Source organism: Niallia sp. FSL R7-0648 (assembly GCF_038007005.1).
Taxonomy (GTDB): domain Bacteria; phylum Bacillota; class Bacilli; order Bacillales; family Cytobacillaceae; genus Niallia; species Niallia circulans.
On the sequence record NZ_JBBOWE010000001.1, the window covers coordinates 4,058,980 to 4,078,062 of the forward strand.

Consider the following 19,083-nt stretch of genomic DNA (forward strand, 5'->3'; position numbering starts at 1 on the left):
ATAAGTACTAATATATGTCTATTGTTGCTCCAAGAGTAGAAGCTCTTATGATATCAAGGTCCTTAAATCTAGCTAATTGCTGTGGAGTTCCAGTAACAACAGCTCCTAATACTTGTATATCAGATGTATTAGGATGGGAATTTTCATTTAGACTAAGTAATATTTTTTTTGTTGCTTTCTTATAATCACCTTCTTTGCTTAGGTATATTAAATTATCTAAAAAAAGTTGACCCGCTTCGTTAAAACCAGATGAATCGATTGAAAATCCTATAGCTGCATCCCCAGATAAAAATTTATTTGAATCTGTTTTTGAATTGTATCCTTGATTAGGATTAGTATTTACCCATAACCAATTTACATTATCAGATCCTAGTATACCTTCTAAATCCTCCAAAGAATATGAATGATTAAAGGAAAGAGCCATTTCTACAAGTGTATTTTCATCAAATTTTTCAAGCAAATTCAATTCTTGAGGCAGATTTCTCCCTTGTGGGTAATAAAATTGAATCTCTCTTTCTCCATTGTATTTATTATAACTAACCTGTCTTTTTAACGTTTCACTATACTGTGTATTTTTAGATGTATCCATACTTATATCTTTTTTGCTGGTTAAAGTCACTTCTCGTTCAAGTGAATTCCAGATAATATTTCTGTCGCCGAGTGTCTTTTCTATAGTGATGTGAGTTCTTGCATTAAGAAAACTATATGAATTTACTGTCCTTGTCCATCCGATATTAGCACCTTTAACTTGAGAAAACATTATATCTAAATAATCATCCTCTAAACGCTTTTTAAGTATATAAGAAGAGCCTGCATATACAGCACAAAGGATGATAACTGAGCTTATGATTCCTATTAAAAAATTTCTGGCTATTTGTTTTCTTTTTGCCTTCTTAACAGCAAGTTCAAATGATTTGTTTGAAACAAAATTTATTTTATCTTCTTTATTGCTCACGTTCTAACCTCCTATTTACTCTTATAAAATCTTTTCTGGCCCGAGCTAAATAAGTTTTAACAGTATTCAAATTCATATCCAACAATACTGCGATTTCATCATATTTTAATTCTAAAATATATTTTAAAAATAATACCTCTCCATACTTGGGTTTTATTTTAGAAAGAGTTTTATACACATTATCTTTGTTTTCATTATTTATTAAAATATCTTCTGGGGAATCTCTAAAATTAGGTATAATTCTATCTTCCTCAAATCCTGTTAAGACAATATTTTTATTCTTTCGCAATTGATCATAAAAAATATTCAAAGCAACTCTAATTAGCCAGCTTCTTATATTAGATGTCCTAATCGCGTCATAGTGCAAAAGAAATTTATAAGTTGTTTCTTGAACTATATCTTGTGCATCCATGTGCGTTATTTTTAATTTTCTTAGATAATTGTATACAACATTCATTTCATCATTTAGTTTATTCAAATCGAAATCAGGCACAATTTTTCTCCTTTCGTTTATAAGACGACTAAATAGAAAAAATGTATACAGTTTTTGCAAAAAAGCTTACTTAATTTAATTTAGAGTGACTATTATTTGGTTTGTCAAGAATATTCTAGAGTAGTAAGCAACGCATGATTACATGGAATGTGAATACCAAATATTCAATAAACAAACAAGCATAAAACACCTTGATCATTTTTAACTCGAGAGTAGTTGATACAACGCTTAAGAAAAATTTATTCAAATCAATAACAATATCGTATAAATTGATTTTTCCATAAAATAAAAAACTCTTATGTAATATCCATATGAAATGATATTACATAAGAGTTTTTTGTCCTCTACAGAAAGACAGTGTCTTTTTATGGTGCCTGTCACCCTATCTCTACCTTCACCCCGAAATGATCAGACACAACCGGCGTTGTTCTTCCATCAAAAACCGTTTCATATGAATAAACAGAGAGATTAGAAGAAACAAAGATATAATCAATCCGCAGAAGATCACTATTATTCTCCCAGCCATCAATTCTCTTCTCCACAGTATGGCTGCCATTTTTAAGCGTGGCATCTAGAAAAGCATCCTTTAAATAAGGGTGCTTGGAAACAGCGCTATACCCTTCCTCCTCGATATGGGCAGGGTTATTAAAATCGCCCATCAACAAGATACATCCGCCTGTCTGCGCTTCCGTTTCCCATGCTTCGAGAAGTTTGTTCCATTCAAACAAGAAAGGATAGCTTTCGGTTTCATCCTGCCACCAAGAGAAGTGTAATCCGTACACTAAATAGTTTCTTTCATTTACTTGAAAACGAACTTCCAAGGCTTTTCTTGTATGATAGTCTATATAATCATCATTGCGGGACAACAATATCCCTCTTGCATTTGTTACTTTAAATCGAGTAAGAATGGCGATTCCCTCATCATATTGGTCGTAACCAATATGACTAGGAACCCAGCTCCAATAATATTCAAGACCACTGTTCAACAGCTCCTGCTGGAGAAGAAAAGCAAAGTTATCTTTTTTAATCACTGTATCTGGATTGGGGGCAATGAAAAAGGAATCCACCTCCACTTCCTCTGCATCCATTGATTGATTTACTTCCTGCAAGGAAATAACATCATAGGAATCTACCAACAATTGCTCCTTAATCGCTTCCAGTTTTTCCAAAGGGCTTTCTTCTATCCAGCTATGGGTATTTAATGTTAATAATTTCATTCACTTTGCTCCAAATAATCATTAATGTCCGATTTCAAGATGTCTGCTTTTGGACCGTAAATGGCCTGAACACCGCCATCCTTCTTAATTAAGCCCATTGCGCCAGCTGCTTTCCATGATGATTCATCGCCTACTTTATCTAGCTCTTTTACGGAGACACGCAGTCTTGTCATGCAGGCATCCACATCGGTAATATTAGCTTTTCCGCCTAATAAGTCAACAATTTCTAAGACCTGGCTGTTAGCAGGACCAGCGTTTCCAGCTTCTATATTGTTAGAATCTGCATCACTTTCATAGTTACCATTACGACCTGGTGTTGAAAAATTAAATTTCTTAATCATGAAATTCGCAATGAAATAGCTTACTACAAAGAAGACAATACATACAATGACAAAATTTAGAACATCGCCTCCCAACCCTGCTTTAAAAGCAATCGGTAAGCGTGTAATCAGCTCCAAGTTTCCAAAGGAATGGAGACGTAAATCGACAATATCTGCAGAGGCAAAAGCTAATCCTTGTAAAATAGCATACACAACGTAAAGTACTGGTGCAGCAAACATAAACATGAATTCTAAAGGCTCTGTAACTCCTGTTAGGAAGACCGCGATAGCTGCAGAAAAGATCATTGATTTATATTTTTTCTTTTTATCCATATCTACATTTCGGTATATAGCAACAGCAACACCCATCAAAATTGCTGTCGCACCAATCATTTGCCCTACCTTGAAACGGGCTGGAGTAACAGATGATAGTAGTTGATTATATGCCGCAGTGTCACCAGCATTTTGTAGATTCACTAAATCACTTGCCCAAGCTAACCATAATGGATCTTGTCCAAATACTTCTTTACCAGCCATTACACCAGACATAATCGTATACGTTCCACCTAGTGAAGTATAGTTAATTGGAATCGTCAGCATATGGTGTAGACCAAATGGAATAAGAAGACGTTCAGCCGTACCATAGATAAAAGGTGCTAGGATTGGAGCGCTTTCACTCGAGGTCGCAATCCATAGTCCAAAGTGATTAATTCCTGTTTGAATCGTTGGCCAAATCACTGCAAGAATCAAGGAAACGATAACAGACCAGAAGATAACCACAAACGGTACAAATCGTTTTCCGTTAAAGAAGGCAAGTGCATCAGGCAGCTTTCTAAAATTATAATATTTATTATAGACAATGGCTCCGATAAAACCGGAGATAATCCCCACGAACACACCCATATTAAGTGCAGGCGCTTCCAATACACTTGTAAAATATCCATCTACTAAAATTTTGGTTCCAAATAAAGTATGCGTAAATGCTCCTTCTTCGGACAGCATTTCATTTGTAACTCCAAAGATAGAGCCTGTAATTCTATTAATTAATAAGAAGGCAATCCCAGCAGCAAAGGCTCCCCCAGCTTTTTCTTTAGCCCACGAACCACCAATTGCTAAGGCAAATAAAATATGTAAATTCCCGATAATACCCCAACCAATATTCTCTATAACGCTTCCAATTGTGATAAATACAGAAGCATCAATCATGGCAATTAGCTTTCCTAAACTAATCATGATACCAGCTGCCGGCATAACAGCTACCACTACCATCAGTGCTTTACCGAATTTTTGCCAAAATTCAAATGACAACATCTTTTTCATTGTATTCCCTCCTAATTCCAATTAAAACGTTTGCATTAAAACTTATCTTTGATTATAGTAATATATCTACCATTTTACAAGAAAAATATTCATGATTTTAGTAATTAATTGTAAAAATTACGCAAACGATTGCATTAAACTGTAATACCGCAAAAAAAATTCTTCTTCTAGAATGGATAATAATTACTTTTGTTAACTTAACTGTCTATCTACGATGGATAAAATAGACCGTTTGTCTTTTTATGGTGCCTGTCACCAGATTAAAGAAATCCTCATCCACCACGGATGAGGATTTTTTTATTTTTATAGTATCTTATATTTACTTCACTAAGTATCCTTCCACTTCACTCAATGTCGGGATTGCTTCTTGGCCACCACTCCGCGATACTTTTATTCCTGCTGCTACGCTTGCGAAATTAGCGGCTTTTACTAAATTATTCGTATCTAAATAGGCACTTGCAAGAGCACCTGCAAAGCAATCACCTGCTCCTACTGTATCCACTGCCTTCACTTTAATGGCGTCTACCACTGTTGCTTCTCCATTTTGGTAAACCAAGCTTCCCTGTTCTCCCATTTTGACAATGACATCAGGAATGCCTTTTTCATTTAGTTTTTTCGCTGCTTCTAGTGCCGTTTCTTCATTTACGACATCAATTCCAGTAATACGTTTTGTTTCCTGTTTATTTGGTGTTACTAAATCAGCATATTGAAAGGCTTCCTCAAAAATTCCATCAGCAGGTGCTGGATCTAAGATTACATACATTCCACGTTCTTTAGCAGCCTGCATCGCAGCGATAATAGATTCCTTGCTAGTTTCCAATTGAACTAGTAGAATTTTCGCATCTATTTTCGCGAATATCTTCTCAATATCTTCCTTTGATAGAGAATCATTTGCTCCCTTTGTTCCTACCATTGTGTTTTCACCTGAACTGTCAACAATCGCAACAAAGGTACCAGTGCCTGATTCTTCACTTTGCACAATATAACTAGTATCCACATTTTTTGCTTGTAGATTCTCAATCAATTGATTTCCTGCACTATCTTTTCCAACGGATCCAACTAGACAAGTTTTTTTGCCCAATTTCGCTACAGAGACAGCTTGGTTTGCTCCCTTCCCCCCTGGCAGCATCTTAATAGAATCACAAAACATCGTATCCCCATATGCTGGATACTTCGGTGCTTCTACAATTATATCCATATTAATACTGCCGACAACTACGATATCATAATTCATTTTAGCTTCCTCCAGTTGGTGTTTTAGTTAAATATTTCTCTTGTTAATCGAACATTTTCTTTCAATGAATGATTACTATTAAATACAGCACTTGTCCCTAATACATACATAGACGCACCATTTTCTTGGCATGTTGGAATGGTATTTTCTCCAATATTGCCGTCTACTTGGATCTCGATTTCACGATCATATTTCTTTATCTTTTCATTTAGTTTCGCGATCTTTTCATACATAGAAGGAATAAACTTTTGGCCGGCAAATCCTGGGTTTACAGTCATCACTACAACATAATCGATTAAGTCATATACTTGATCAAGAAATTCAAGCGAAGTTCCCGGATTTATCGCTACTCCTGCTTTTATTCCTTTTTCTTTAATTTTCATCAATACACTATGTAGAGCATTGGTTGATTCTTGATGGACAGAAATCATGTCTGCTCCACACTCTGCAAATAAGTCGATATGCCTTTCTGGCTCTTCTACCATTAAATGAATATCTAATGGGGTTGTTGTAAGTCTGCGAACCGTTTTCACAAAGTCTGGTCCTAATGTGAAATTAGGTACAAATTTTCCATCCATAATGTCAATATGATAAAAATCAACACCCGCTTTATCTAATTCTTTAATATTTTGTTCTAAATTCCCTAAGTCTGCACACATCAGAGATGGTCCGATTTTATTCATTAATACTTCCTCCATTAATTGTTGACGAATTTCTTATGACTAACTTTGGCTCCAATTCATATTGTTTCTGCTTATTCTTCGGATTTTTTATTAATTGGATTAATTCATTGACCGCTAATCTGCCAATATCTTCTTTGCACTGATCTACAGATGAAAGAGTTGGATACATATAGGAAGCAAGACTAATATTATCGTAGCCTACAATCTTCACTTCACTTGGTACTTTAATGCCAAACTCATGGCATGCACGCATAGCGCCAATAGCCATTGCATCGTTTGCACAGAAAATGCTATCGAATGAATGGCCATTTTGAATGAGAGCCTTTGTATTTTCATACCCACTTGCAGTTCCAAAATCACCATAACATATATGCGTTTTGACAGGATGTCCCGCCTCGTTTAAAGCAAGCGTGAATCCAGTTAAACGATCAATCGCACTTTTCTCATTTTTAGGTCCGGAAATAAACACAATATTATTACATTTTTCATCTCGAATAAGATGAGTAACTGCCAGCTGTGCACCTAAAGTGTGATCAACAGTTATGGCAGAGTATGGATGTTCAAAATTTGCGCGGTCAATTGTAATTGTTCTAATTCCGCGTTTTTCTAATTCTGCTAAGTCACTTGCATCTACATGAAGCGAATTAATAATGGCGCCACTAACATAGTGGTCAATCATAGATTCTAGGTAATATTCCACTTTCATGCGATCATCATCACTATTGCATAAATACACATTATAACCGTTTTCATTTGCAACCTTTTCAATTTCCCTAACCAACTCAGGAAAAAAGGGATTATTCAATGTTGGGACAAGAAGCGCAATTAAATTGGAGCTTCCTTCCGAAAGACTTTTGGCTATTTTATTTGGTTTATAATTCAATTTCTTTATGACATTTTCTACATGCGTAATTGTTTCAGGCTTCGCGCCACCTTTATTATTAAGAACTCTTGATACAGTAGCAACAGAAACACCTGCTTCTTTCGCAACATCTTTGATTGTTATCATCTTAATCCCTCATTTACGTAACCGATTACTTATTTTCATTTAATCATTCCCAAAAAATAATGTCAACTGAAATTATATATTTTAAAAACTTACCGCTTTTTATCAATCCAGCGAAAAGGCTCTCCTATCAACGAAACCGGTTACTTTCCTTTCTCTCTTATTCTTTTAAAAATGCTTTTCCTTTAATAAACTAATTTAAATTAATAGTTGTACCTTTAAAAAAATTCTGTTATATTTTGAGTAACCGTTTACGGAACCGATTACGTAAATTTCATAAAAGGAAGGTAAGCCAAATGTTTTTTGAGAAATTAAATGATGCTTTTAATGGCTTTATTAATTTAGGAGGATCTGCCATGATGTTTATCATCATTACGATTCTTTCCTTAATCGTTGGCGTTTCTATCTCGAAAGCAATTGAAGGCGGCCTAAGAATGGCCATTGCCTTAACGGGTATGGGAGCAATTATTTCTTTGCTTACTACTGCTTTTTCACCAGCACTAAATAGTTTTGTAGAATCTACGGGAGTTGCCTTATCTGTTACGGATTTAGGATGGGCTCCACTCGCTGTTATCACATGGGGATCTGTTTACACACTCTACTTCGCTTTTATATGCCTTTTAGTAAACGTATTCATGTTGATCGCTAAGAAAACAACAACCTTAAACGTAGATTTATTTAATATTTGGAATCTCTCTGTCATTGGTCTTCTTACTATGTATTATTCTAATGATAATCTAATTTTAACAACATTATTCGTAGCTTTTATTTACGCATTAATGCTTATCAATGCAGATGTAATGAAGCCTACAATCAATGAGCTTTTAGGCTATGACCAAAACAACATTACAACAACTGCTCATCCATCCTTATTAATCGCACCACTTGTTATGGTGTTAAACAAGTTTATTGATATATGCTTACCATTTATTGATAAATTTGACTTTAATGCAGAAGCATTAAATAAAAAAATTGGTTTCTGGGGCAGTAATTTCGCAATTGGTGCCTACTTAGGGATATTCATCGGTATTCTTGGACAATTGTCAGTCGCAGAAATTTTCACCTTAGCCTTTACTGGTGCTGTTGCCCTTGAACTATTTGCATTAGTTGGCAGCTGGTTCGGCCCAGCAATTGGTCCTTTATCCGAAGGTATTACATCGAAAATGAGTAAGCGTTTTAAAGGCCGGAAATTATTGATAGGAATCGACTGGCCAATCTTAGCGACACGCGCAGAACTATGGGCAGTAGCGAATATTTTAGCACCAATCTTGCTGCTAGTCGCTATCTTTCTTCCCGGCAATACAGTCCTTCCATTAGGAGGAATTCTGCTTACTGTATTAGCCCCAGCTCTTCTAATCGTAACAAAGGGAAGAGTAGTACGCATGACCATTATTGGAACCATTTTAATTCCTTTATTCTTATGGGGAGCAACTTTTATTGCTAAATTCGTGACGGAAACCTCCAAAGCTATGGGGAATTTTCCTAATGGACTGGCTGCTGACGCCCTGTTCTCTTCCGTGGACTCTGATCCAATTGAAAAAATGCTCGCTATTCTATTTGGAAAAGCTGTCGATACTTGGGATATCAAATTAATAGGATTCTCCGTGCTAGCTCTTGCCGCTTATATCCTGTTATTCGGCTGGTACTTTAAACAAATGAGAAAGGAAAATAAGAAAATGGAATTGAAACAAAATACAGATAAGAAAGTGTCATAACTAGAAAGTAGGCTGGGATTAAATCCACCTTTAACATGAAAAAACCGGCGGAAATTTTACGACAAGTAAAATTTCACCGGTTTTGATTATTTTTACAATAAAAATAAGGGCAACTTCTGAAAAATTAAGTTACCACACAAAATCTAATCAGAAAGAAGTGTCCTTATATATCATGAATCAACTCGCTTTACCTTTAAAACTAGAAGTAAAGTTACAAAATAATGATATTGCCTTTTATGTCCATCATTTAGTGGAAATTTTCCCTCAAGAAACGTTTGAACCATTTCTTCAAAATGAAGGTTGTCCTGCCTATCTCCACGCATGAAGCTTAAAATTATTCTATGCACCTTACTCTCAATCTGTCTTATGGGACATAAAATTGAGGACCTAGTAATATTCAATATATTCACTTTTGTTATTACTTTGCCCAAGATTGTTGAAATCTGATTTCAATATAATAGAGATTCTATTTTATCAAGTTAGATATACTAGAGTAATTTAGTATTTAATGCAGAATTTGTAAGAATATAGTCTCTTATTTAAATAGAGGACTATATTTCAAGAGATTTGCAATTTTTAAAAGGTTAGACGCAATGATAAACTGTGAAGTAAATTTAAGGAGGGATAATGACGATGATAGAACGGCATAAAGGAATTTTGATTGTTTTTTTTCTATCAATAGTTTTTTTAGGATTCTCATTGGAAGCCTCAGCAGATACAAATTTTGATAGTTTATTAGTTGAAAAGGGATTCTCAAAAGAAGAGATACTGTCAATGAATGAGGAAACTAAAGAAAAACTTGCTACTTCGACAGGAGAAAAAGCAGATTATACTATTACAAAAAAGGAATATTATAATAGTTTAAATGGAAAAAAATATGAAGTAACAAATGAAAATCGAAATCAAATAAACGAACTGATTGAAAAAGATATCGCTAAATATAATAAAGAAAATAACATACCTATTAGCAATACAAAGACTTCATTAGCTAGTATTAATTCTTATGATAACGGAGATTATTATAATGATGATAAATTATCAGTTTCTGCATTTGTAGATAAGTCTTCAAGTAATGCAACTGAGTATTCATATCGTGCATTTTTAAATTTCACTTGGTCTGATTATGCTGATTTGCAGTGGACAGATAATGTCGCTATTGCCTGGGATAATAGATTTATTGGGGTTACAAATTCTCTAGATGGGTTTTATTCTTACCTTCATGTATTTAACAATAATTATGTCAGCGCTAAAATGGATACCTCACAAAATCTGTATGGTATAAGTGGGAAGTTCTTATTACCTAATACATACTTTATGACTGGTGGACTTAGTCAAGATATAAAAGTTCCCGTTAAATTTAAAAATGAGACTGGAAAATTTCAAGCTAAGTATATTCATTCATTAATTCCTTTCACTGGAGCCGTAAGTATTGGAAAGGCGTCTGTAAATGTACCTACTGGTTGGTTATGTCAAGAGTTTGTATTAGATTTTAATATTAAAATTGGTAATTAACAAATAATTTTCTTATACACAATTTACAGGTTTTATTTTTTCAGAGATTAAACTTGAGACTAATAAAGTATTTAAAAGGAAAGGAGGATTTATGTATTTAATTATAGCCAGCTCCATCTATTTCCTTCTATGTACTTCTGTTTTTATTCTTCAGAAGAAAAAAAGTTCTATTCTTTTTTTGAAGCTAACATTCATATACATTATTACATTTGTTTCGTTTAAAACAGAATCTATTACTATACCAATAGGAATAATACTTGGAATAATCTTTCTATTCTTAGTCAAAAAGGATAAAAAAATAGTGCTTTTCTCATTAATTTTTGGGATTTTAACTAACACTTTGCTTCATTTTTTTATTCCTCCTATTTCGATAGACCATCTCGCCGAATCTACGGAGGTTTATGAAGTGGTGAAGAAATTTAATGAAGTAGAATATGTTAAAACGTTCTTAGAAAAAGAAGAAATACAATTAGATATTAAAAAATTTGTAGATAGTGATTTAGATATTCCTTATTTCATGCTAGTCTCTTATATTCTTATCGATAATGGTGTTACTGTTAATGGAAGAGAAGAGCTTATGTCTACTCCTCATGAAAGGCATTTATCAGGTACTAAAATAACAACAAAAGACAAGGCAGAAGAAATATATTTGAATTATAATGGAATAGATTACATTGGTCTCTTTGAATACTCAAAAAAAGAACCCTATTTAAAAGTAGTAGTAAGAGGCAGTGTTAAGCAAGGATTGGTAGATTAGATGATGCAATATTATTGTGGCACTAATTTCAGAGAGCATTTAGGCCTAATTTATTAACTTTTTATATCTTAAATAAACAGTTAGTAGATTTAATAGTTACTGTCAAAGCTTAAAAGTAACAGTTACCTGATACTCTCACAGACTCTCTACGAGCAAATGGCTAAATATTACTTGGGTGAAATCGCACCACAATATCTGTTAATATTCTGTGAAACAAGATAATTTAGGCGTCACTATACTATATACTAGAAAAAAAGGGGGGTGTTATTTTCGATGACAACCACCCTCCTAATATTCAGTTGCTACTTTCAGTTATCATTTTCACAATCTAATTGGCTAACAATAAGCGACAAATATTGAGGCTAAACCGTGACCACTACTTATATTATTTCTTAAATCGATGTTCCCTTTTTTTTATTGTATATAACCCAAATCCTATTAGAAGTAAGACTACTCCAATCAATAGAAGATTTCCATCAGTTCCTGCTGTATCAGGAAGTTTGGGTCCACTTTGTACAGAATCCTTTTCTTCCTTTGTTATTACCTGTGATTGTTTTGTTTCCTTTGAGGCATTTGTAACATTTTGTTCTGGTTCGCCACTATTCTGTTCTTCTGTTTGAGCCTCTTCAGCCACCGGAACATCTGGAACGATATCACTCGATTCTTTTTCCATTACTGTATAACGACTAAAATGATTCGTATAGCCAAATACTACATTATTTTCATAATTACTTTCCAATTCTTCTAAACTATTCATATCATCAGCTATATAATATACAACAGGATTGCTTGCATCTTGAGAAAGTTGGAACTTTAATGTCATTGTTTCTGCAAACTGATGAACTTCTTCTCCATCTTGTAAAATATGAAAATCAAAAATATTTGTTAGTGAATTATTAAGCTTATCCTCTTTCTCAATCTGAATGACTGTATCCTTTAATGAAAGATTAGAAACAGGTAATTTCAAGCTTACTTCCTCATTACCAAATGTAATAGATACATCTTCCTGCTTTTCTTTAAGGATCTCTATTTGCTCTTTAGTTAAAGGTAATACCAGCTTATTAAGATCCTTGTTTCCACCGAATTGCAAATCGATTGTATCACTGTTTTGTAAATATTTATTAAACTCTTCATTATTCGTGTCGACTGTTCCAACACTTCCGCTTACATTTAAAATAGGTTCCTTAATATTTTCCTTTTCCTTAACAAATACTTTTTTGTGTTCTCCAATCTCTGGACCAGTGTAAATAAAGTTACCAGCACTATCCTGAACTTGCCATAAACGCAATCCGATTATTCCATCTTGAGTTTCTTCTGGAATAGTTAATGTTGCTGCATATTTCGTTGTTCCAGGTATTTGTTCTAAATCAATACTTTCTATTATCATCTCGAAACGCCCATCACTATCTTTTAAATTATTTAAACTCACAAATGGACGTTCGTCACCAATTCCTACACCACCATCATTATCAAAGGCATCAATTACTACAGTAAGTTGATCTCCTGGATGAACAGTAATCGGACTATCCTGATAAGGCTGATTTGTATATGTACCTGCATAGAAACTAATATCCTTCACAGTAGGCGCAATAACATCCGTATAACCACTCTCTACTTCAAATGTATGAGAAACAGTTAACACATCACCACCATATCCATATGCTGCTCTACTTAAATACCATTCTCCATCAATTGCTTTTTCTGGAACAATGATTTCCCCCTTATAAACATTCTCCTTCTCATCAAATATAAGTGTACCCTCGATATATGCATTAAATGGATTACCCGTATACTCTAAACTGAATTCATCCCATAATTTGCTAATAAATGTTATGTTAATTTTTTGGTCATACAGTCCTGTGCTTTTAAGATTTTCCCCACTCATCACTACAGTAACTACATCCCCTGGTTTTAAGTTCGTTTTACTAAGAGAAACCTGAATATCTTCAACCGATTTCGATTCGTTTTCCCCTTCTTCTGCAAAGGATTTTGATATTGGTCCCCCTAGACTAAAACCAATAATTAAGAAAAAAATAATACTTATTTTACTCCACTTTTCAAACAAAATATACACCTCATTTTTAGTTTTCAGTTCAGTAAATGGAATTCATAGTAAGCTTTCGTAGTCCTTTTATACCTACTTATTAATATAACTAAATCCAAATAACAAAACTTTAGATCTACACACCATTACAAACTGTAATTCTTTATCCCTATTAATCATACCAAAAAACGGTATTTATTACCTGTTATTTTATTAAAATATTTAGAACAATTTATTATTTTATACGAATTAAATCACATAAAACACACTCTATTTCCACCAATAATTCTTAATAAAGAACTCTTATTTTCACTAGCAATACACGAATTAAAAATATATACAATATAACCACCATACAATCCGAATAATAAGATAATTATTACCTTGATTTTGCAAAAATTCCTTTCTAATAGTTGGTTGTCCATTTATCTTATTTAAGTTTCTTACTAATATACTGTAAGTAATTTTGTATAGGATAAGAAATTATTTTCTCAGATTTGCCAAACTCAATTCCACATTCTTTTATTTTCTGTACTATCTGTGGGGATTGTTATCTCTTCTTGAGAAAAAAGCTCAAAATAATTTAATACTATTTCCTTCCACTTTTTCCCTACCGTCACACAATCTAATTCTTTATCATTTTTCGGACAAATTTCGGATTGTCACTGTGACCATGACTAAGCCTTTACTGGTGCAGTTGTCCTTATTTGCATTAGTTGGCAGCTGGTTCGGCCAGCTATTGGACCTTTATCAGAAGGTATTACATCGAAAATGAGTAAGCGTTTTAAAGGTCGTAAATTATTGATAGGTATCGACTGGCCAATTCTGGCGACACGCACAGAACTGGGGGCCGTTACCAATATTTAGCGCCAATCTTGCTACTAGTCGCTATCTTTCTTCCCGGCAATACCGTTCTTCCATTAGGAGGAACTCTACTTACTGTATTAGCACCAGCCCTTTTAATCGTGATAAAAGGAAGAGTAGTACGCATGACTATTATTGGAACCATTTTAATTCCCTTATTCTTATGGGGAGCTACTTTTATTGCTAAATTCGTGACGGAAACCTCAAAAGCTATGGCGAATTTCCCTAATGAATTAGATGCAGATTCCCTGTTCTCTTCCGTGGACTCTGATCCAATTGAAAAAATGCTTGCTATTCTATTTGGTAAAGCTGTCGATACATGGGACATCAAATTAATAGAATTCTCCGTGCTAGCGCTTATCGCTTATATCCTATTATTCGGCTAGTACTTTAAACAAATGCGAATAGAAAATAAAAAAATGGAATTGAAACAAAGCCCAGATAAGAAAGTGCCATAAGTAGAAAATAGAATGTTAACCCCGTCGTAACAGCTGCTTTTTTTTAGCAGAGCAATTAAAAGACATCGATTATTTAGTGAACTAAAACTTGAAGTTATAAGACTTACACTTGCTAAGTTTAATGGTATTACTAAACTATATAATGGATAGAGAGTAATGGTTTAGATTATTTTGATTTAATTAATTAGTAAGAGTTGGAAGGAATCGTAGCGAAGAAGTCTGATTCAACATATCTGATTGATGAGCGTTCAATAGACTTCAGAAAGAATTTAAGATTAGAGAAGATGATAAGTTTATTTATTTAGATCCTCACTTAAAACTAACTGTAAAATATAGAGACTTAACTAAAAAAGGACTATTGAGAATACCCTCTTTTCATAAATGGGCTTCTTAATAGTCCTTTTTAAGTCTTGAATTTAATTTACTGAATCAAACTTAATATCATCATCAATCCACTTATTTTCTTTCAAATCATATGATCTATACTCGTCGTGAAATATAAAATATGAAGGTAATTTAATTTCGTTTCCACCTATCTTATTCCAACACTCTAAAAACCATTCTTCAAATAACTTTTGTATTTGTTCCTCTAAAAAATCTGCATTTGCTAAATAGAATTCTTCCCATTCATCATAATTTTTAATGTTTACTTCATAGTATTTTCCTTCAATTAAAGTTTCACTACCGGCAAAGACATCATCATTTTCTTCATTAAACACTTCATTGTTATTACTATCCATCGACAACATTAAGATACTATATTCATAGTTAAGAGGCTCGATAAATGTACAAAAGTCTAATAATTTTACTTCGCTTGAAAAATTATATGGCTTAACCCTCATTAAACTTTCAATTAATATATCGGATTGTAATTTAAGATTTTCTTTAACATCGTTTAAGTAATTTTCATTTGTGAACATAAAAAGACCTCCAAAGAATTTACTAATATACCTAAATTCTATAAAAATCCCTAATTTCCTTTATTATTCACATTATCTCTTACTGCCCTTTGCAATAAATCTAGTCACCTTTTTAACCATATCCATTGTTATTTTAGGTGTCACTCCTTGTATCCACTCTTCATTTAATTCTCCAACCCATTCAGGATCAGCATTTCGATACCAATTAAAATCAAATATTCTTTCCCATGTATATCGGAAATCTTCGCCACTTTCATCTAATCTGTTGTCCTCTTCTTCACTATCGGTAATACTCCAATTATTCAAAACATGATGCCAAAAATTAAAATCTGACCATAAAATTTGTTCATCTGGTATTTCTAAAGTTAAAATTACTCCCTTTGTTCCTTTAGGCAACAATGAACTTTCATTCCTATTCACTCTTCTTTTCCAAACCCAGATAGGATAATCAACCCCATTATATCCTTCAATACGATTCTCCATTTGTTTCATCATCCAACGATAAGGTTCTTTAAATTCTTTCCAAACTCTACCTTCATCACCAACTAGATAGCCTTGTTCTCTCATTTTATAATACGCATCTAAGTGTTGTACTGTATTTACGATCATTTCCCCACCAACTTTGTTGTATTCACACAAGATTATAACATGATACAAGTTAAAACTATGATTTTAACAATTTACTATTAAAGCAGAACTCTTCTCATCATCCATTGTATTAAAAATAGATTAATAGGAGAATGAAAATTAAATTTAGTTATTTCAGTAGCAGTGGCGTTAGGTGTTGGCTTATTAAACATCTCAGGAGTTTATGCTGAGGAAAAATAACAAAAATAATTTCGAAAGCGGTAACACCCCAGTGGTAATTGATATTGAGGAATCACCTTATAAAGTAGTTACAGAAGAAAAGGTTATTCTAGATTTTATGAATAAGGAAAATATTGACCGCACAACAGAAAAAGCAAACTTAGGAATAGTGGGTACTACTAATAATGAAAGCAGCAAAGGTAACTACAGTGAAATTTGGTGACGGCTTAACTAAAGTGGACAGTATATCTTCTGCACAACCAGGATACAAATTTTACGGTCTGTTTGGAAATTCTGGTAGAGTTACGACATCAGGCGCTGAAAGAGATAGTAATACCCCGGTAGTCGTTCATGTTTCAGGATATATACTCCAAAAATAGGACATTACAGTGATGTCGTGGCTCGAAAAAGTGTAAAACCCTATATGGACGAACCGCTAATCAATCAAGTCGTATCCATTACCACACAAAAAGAACAATTACTCTGTTTAGATGGAAAAGACGCCGCCAAGATTAAAGGAAAACGCATTGCCATAATTGATGATGTCATTAGTACCGGGGAATCGATACGAGTACTCGAGGAACTAGTTACCAAAGCAGGAGGAATCGTTGTTTACAAAGCTGCCATTCTTGCTGAAGGAGATGCTGCCGAAAGAGATGATATCGTTTATTTAGAGAAGTTGCCTGTGTTTTAATAGGTTGGGATACAAAGAATGTTTTTTGTGAAGGATTAAAAAAATTGCGTAGTAAAAACAGCCATTGGAACAAACATTGTTCTAATGGCTCTTCATTATTTTATTCACTTTAAAAACAGTACCCGAAGCTCTACAATACTCCCTCAAAAAAGCAAGCAGGAAGAACCGTCCCGCTAAATAATGGAATACCCTAATTCTTGTACATCTTTATTAAACATTTTTACTGTGTCTAGGGATATAGTTTTTAGGTCTCTTCCTACGTTTTCTAGTTTGTTAAGGATGTCTGGAGAGCAGGTGATGATGGAACAGCCACATGCGTCTGCTTGCATGATGTTTAATAGCTCTCTCGAACTGGCCCATAATAGCTCTGTTCCTTCTTTTTTGCTGCATATTTTGGCGGCTTCTTTCATAGTGGGAATAGGATCGATTCCCGAATCTGCAATTCTGCCGGCAAATACGGAAACAATATTCTTTGTTCCAGATTTGAAGGCTTGAACCGTTTCTTCGACTTGGTCTAGTGTTAAAATGGCTGTAATGTTTAATTGCATTCCTTTACTGGATAGTTTTTTGATTAAGGGAATAGATGATTGCCCCATCGAATTAGTAATTGGTATTTTAATATAGACATTTTCTCCCCAGCTATTTATCTTTTCTGCTTCTTTCTCCATGATGGCAAAGTCATCGGAAAATACTTCAAATGATATTGGCAAATCTGGTATATGGTGAAGTGCTTCGACTGCAAATGCTTCATAGTCTTGAATACCGGCTTTTTTCATTAGACTTGGATTTGTCGTAAATCCACGGATGATTCCACTTTTATATGCTGCTAACATATCAGCTAATACTGCTCCATCTGCATAGATTTTGACGTTTAATTGATCGATTAATTTATCCATTCTACTTCACTCCTACATATTGGTATCTTCATCGACATGATTAATCGTAACGGTTTTCGTTTTAATAAAGTTTGGAATAATTAAAATGAGTACTAGCAAAAAGACAATCGCGTAGATGCCAGCTGTGGTAAATAGGTTTCCTGCTTGCCCAAGAAGTATCCCAATTAGAGCAAAATCCACATCACCGAACGTAGAATTAGCAAAGCCTAAATCTCCTAATACAGGGAGAAGTAATGCAGGTAAGAAGGTTAGTGCCAACCCATTTACAAAAGAACCAAACATTGCTCCTTTTCTTCCGCCTGTTGCATTTCCATAGACGCCAGCCGTAGCTCCACAGAAAAAATGAGGAACGAGCCCTGGAATAATTAATACACCGCCAGCAAATCCAAGAATGAGCATTCCAATAATTCCTCCAGCAAAGCTACAGATAAAGCCAATGATTACCGCTGTTTGTGCATATGGGAAGAAGACGGCACAATCGACTGCTGGAACTGCATTTGGGATTATCCTTGTAGCAATTCCTTGGAAGGATGGAATAAGGTCTGCAAGAATCATCCGCACCCCGTTATAAACGATCGTTACACCAATGCATTTTTTGAGCGGTAGCAACTACTGCTTCATTATTGGGAACAACCCCTTGGATGTGAAAACCTTTTTCTATCATTGCTCCCAACGGCTCAAGATTGGCAACAATAAAGGATGCACCAGCACTCAGCATAATATAGCCGAGAATAGGACCAAGTGTACCGGTTAAAACTTTATGAAATGGTTTCCTCAATGCAACTAGGCCAATGAATGCAATTAACCCTATTAAAAGTGCTGGCTCTGAGAGAATATCCTTAAGAAATTCTAAAACATTTGTTAAAAAGCCCATTTTAAAGCCCCCTCAACCATATGTTATTTTTTATTAGAAGCAACCTCTTGCAACACTTCCTGAACATCCGCTTTAATTTTCTTCTTATTTATATAGCTTCGTACCACACAAACTCTTTGCGCCGTCTGATCAAATTGTTTTGCTAATTCATCGATCGTCACAATCAAATCACAATTACTTCCCTTGGCTCCATTAAAGTCAGATGATTCAACCTGTGCTGGAATTCCTAATTCGGCACAGATTTCTTCTATCTTCATTTTCAACATTAAACTGCTGCCAATTCCATTTCCGCAAGCGGTTACAATTGTAATCAT

At 34.1% G+C, this 19,083-nt stretch carries 19 protein-coding genes and 2 pseudogenes; 7 read left to right on the plus strand and 14 right to left on the minus strand.

All coding sequences use genetic code 11. The annotated features are described in order from the left end of the window. Nucleotides 1–7 precede the first annotated feature (7 nt). The 7 genes from NSQ89_RS19665 to NSQ89_RS19695 form a co-directional block, all read right to left on the minus strand. Complete coding sequence (locus tag NSQ89_RS19665; protein WP_341133089.1) at nt 8–955, minus strand: anti sigma factor C-terminal domain-containing protein; 948 nt, start codon at nt 953–955, stop codon at nt 8–10. After that, the gene (locus NSQ89_RS19670) at nt 945–1,448 is read right to left on the minus strand and encodes an RNA polymerase sigma factor (RefSeq protein ID WP_249928542.1); all 504 of its coding nucleotides are present in this window, start codon (nt 1,446–1,448) and stop codon (nt 945–947) included. The genes NSQ89_RS19665 and NSQ89_RS19670 overlap by 11 nt, the downstream gene beginning before the upstream one ends. Before the next feature lie 377 nt (nt 1,449–1,825). After that, nucleotides 1,826–2,665, minus strand: coding sequence for an endonuclease/exonuclease/phosphatase family protein (locus NSQ89_RS19675; protein ID WP_341133090.1), 840 nt, complete (start codon nt 2,663–2,665; stop codon nt 1,826–1,828). Further along, the gene (locus NSQ89_RS19680; RefSeq protein WP_341133091.1) at nt 2,662–4,305 is read right to left on the minus strand and encodes a PTS transporter subunit IIBC; all 1,644 of its coding nucleotides are present in this window, start codon (nt 4,303–4,305) and stop codon (nt 2,662–2,664) included. Before NSQ89_RS19680 ends, NSQ89_RS19675 begins: the two co-directional genes overlap by 4 nt. Nucleotides 4,306–4,624: 319 nt before the next feature. Next, nucleotides 4,625–5,539: a ribokinase gene (gene rbsK / locus NSQ89_RS19685; protein ID WP_341133092.1), complete on the minus strand. Its 915-nt coding sequence runs from the start codon at nt 5,537–5,539 to the stop codon at nt 4,625–4,627. Nucleotides 5,540–5,562: 23 nt separating this feature from the next. Continuing rightward, nucleotides 5,563–6,222 (minus strand): ribulose-phosphate 3-epimerase, encoded by a 660-nt coding sequence (gene rpe, locus NSQ89_RS19690; protein ID WP_341133093.1) that lies wholly within the window; start codon nt 6,220–6,222, stop codon nt 5,563–5,565. Next, a complete protein-coding gene (locus NSQ89_RS19695; RefSeq protein ID WP_047941946.1) occupies nt 6,215–7,231 on the minus strand; it encodes a LacI family DNA-binding transcriptional regulator in 1,017 nt (338 codons plus the stop codon). The genes rpe and NSQ89_RS19695 overlap by 8 nt, the downstream gene beginning before the upstream one ends. Before the next feature lie 293 nt (nt 7,232–7,524). Here NSQ89_RS19695 and NSQ89_RS19700 point away from each other — a divergent pair, with 293 nt between their 5' ends. From NSQ89_RS19700 to NSQ89_RS19715, 4 genes and pseudogenes are all read left to right on the plus strand, one after another. Next, nucleotides 7,525–8,943: a PTS transporter subunit IIC gene (locus tag NSQ89_RS19700; protein ID WP_047941944.1), complete on the plus strand. Its 1,419-nt coding sequence runs from the start codon at nt 7,525–7,527 to the stop codon at nt 8,941–8,943. A 172-nt stretch (nt 8,944–9,115) separates the two neighbouring features. Beyond that, nucleotides 9,116–9,336, plus strand: a pseudogene (locus tag NSQ89_RS19705) (IS5/IS1182 family transposase); the annotation flags it as partial. Between the two features lie 234 nt (nt 9,337–9,570). Then, nucleotides 9,571–10,455, plus strand: a complete 885-nt coding sequence (locus NSQ89_RS19710; protein WP_341133094.1) for a hypothetical protein — start codon at nt 9,571–9,573, stop codon at nt 10,453–10,455. A gap of 406 nt (nt 10,456–10,861) precedes the next feature. Then, a complete protein-coding gene (locus NSQ89_RS19715; RefSeq protein ID WP_141232354.1) occupies nt 10,862–11,212 on the plus strand; it encodes a hypothetical protein in 351 nt (116 codons plus the stop codon). Nucleotides 11,213–11,597: 385 nt separating this feature from the next. On the opposite strand, the gene NSQ89_RS19720 is transcribed toward NSQ89_RS19715, so the two are convergent. Further along, the gene (locus NSQ89_RS19720) at nt 11,598–13,277 is read right to left on the minus strand and encodes an LPXTG cell wall anchor domain-containing protein (RefSeq protein WP_341133095.1); all 1,680 of its coding nucleotides are present in this window, start codon (nt 13,275–13,277) and stop codon (nt 11,598–11,600) included. A 968-nt stretch (nt 13,278–14,245) separates the two neighbouring features. Here NSQ89_RS19720 and NSQ89_RS19725 point away from each other — a divergent pair. Then, the gene (locus tag NSQ89_RS19725) at nt 14,246–14,506 is read left to right on the plus strand and encodes a hypothetical protein (RefSeq protein WP_341133096.1); all 261 of its coding nucleotides are present in this window, start codon (nt 14,246–14,248) and stop codon (nt 14,504–14,506) included. Nucleotides 14,507–14,994: 488 nt separating this feature from the next. Here NSQ89_RS19725 and NSQ89_RS19730 read toward each other — a convergent pair whose 3' ends face one another. Next, nucleotides 14,995–15,498: a hypothetical protein gene (locus NSQ89_RS19730; protein ID WP_341133097.1), complete on the minus strand. Its 504-nt coding sequence runs from the start codon at nt 15,496–15,498 to the stop codon at nt 14,995–14,997. 72 nt (nt 15,499–15,570) lie between these two features. Then, a complete protein-coding gene (locus tag NSQ89_RS19735; RefSeq protein WP_341133098.1) occupies nt 15,571–16,107 on the minus strand; it encodes a DUF3841 domain-containing protein in 537 nt (178 codons plus the stop codon). Between the two features lie 202 nt (nt 16,108–16,309). Here NSQ89_RS19735 and NSQ89_RS19740 point away from each other — a divergent pair, with 202 nt between their 5' ends. Together NSQ89_RS19740 and NSQ89_RS19745 are read left to right on the plus strand one after the other, a co-directional pair. Next, nucleotides 16,310–16,528 (plus strand): hypothetical protein, encoded by a 219-nt coding sequence (locus tag NSQ89_RS19740; protein WP_336045354.1) that lies wholly within the window; start codon nt 16,310–16,312, stop codon nt 16,526–16,528. Between the two features lie 171 nt (nt 16,529–16,699). Continuing rightward, nucleotides 16,700–16,999, plus strand: a pseudogene (locus tag NSQ89_RS19745) (phosphoribosyltransferase family protein); the annotation flags it as partial. Nucleotides 17,000–17,172: 173 nt separating this feature from the next. On the opposite strand, the gene NSQ89_RS19750 reads toward NSQ89_RS19745, so the two are convergent. Genes NSQ89_RS19750 through NSQ89_RS19760 form a run of 4 tightly spaced genes read right to left on the minus strand, consistent with a single transcriptional unit; the run spans nt 17,173 to nt 19,083 of the window. Next, on the minus strand, nt 17,173–17,883 hold the full coding sequence (locus NSQ89_RS19750) for a transaldolase (RefSeq protein ID WP_341133178.1): 711 nt from the start codon (nt 17,881–17,883) through the stop codon (nt 17,173–17,175). Between the two features lie 24 nt (nt 17,884–17,907). Further along, the gene (locus tag NSQ89_RS25405; protein WP_445668965.1) at nt 17,908–18,450 is read right to left on the minus strand and encodes a PTS transporter subunit IIC; all 543 of its coding nucleotides are present in this window, start codon (nt 18,448–18,450) and stop codon (nt 17,908–17,910) included. 10 nt (nt 18,451–18,460) lie between these two features. Then, the gene (locus NSQ89_RS25410; protein WP_445668966.1) at nt 18,461–18,769 is read right to left on the minus strand and encodes a PTS transporter subunit IIC; all 309 of its coding nucleotides are present in this window, start codon (nt 18,767–18,769) and stop codon (nt 18,461–18,463) included. A 23-nt stretch (nt 18,770–18,792) separates the two neighbouring features. Further along, entirely contained in the window at nt 18,793–19,083 is a 291-nt protein-coding gene (locus NSQ89_RS19760; protein ID WP_341133099.1) for a PTS sugar transporter subunit IIB, read from the minus strand.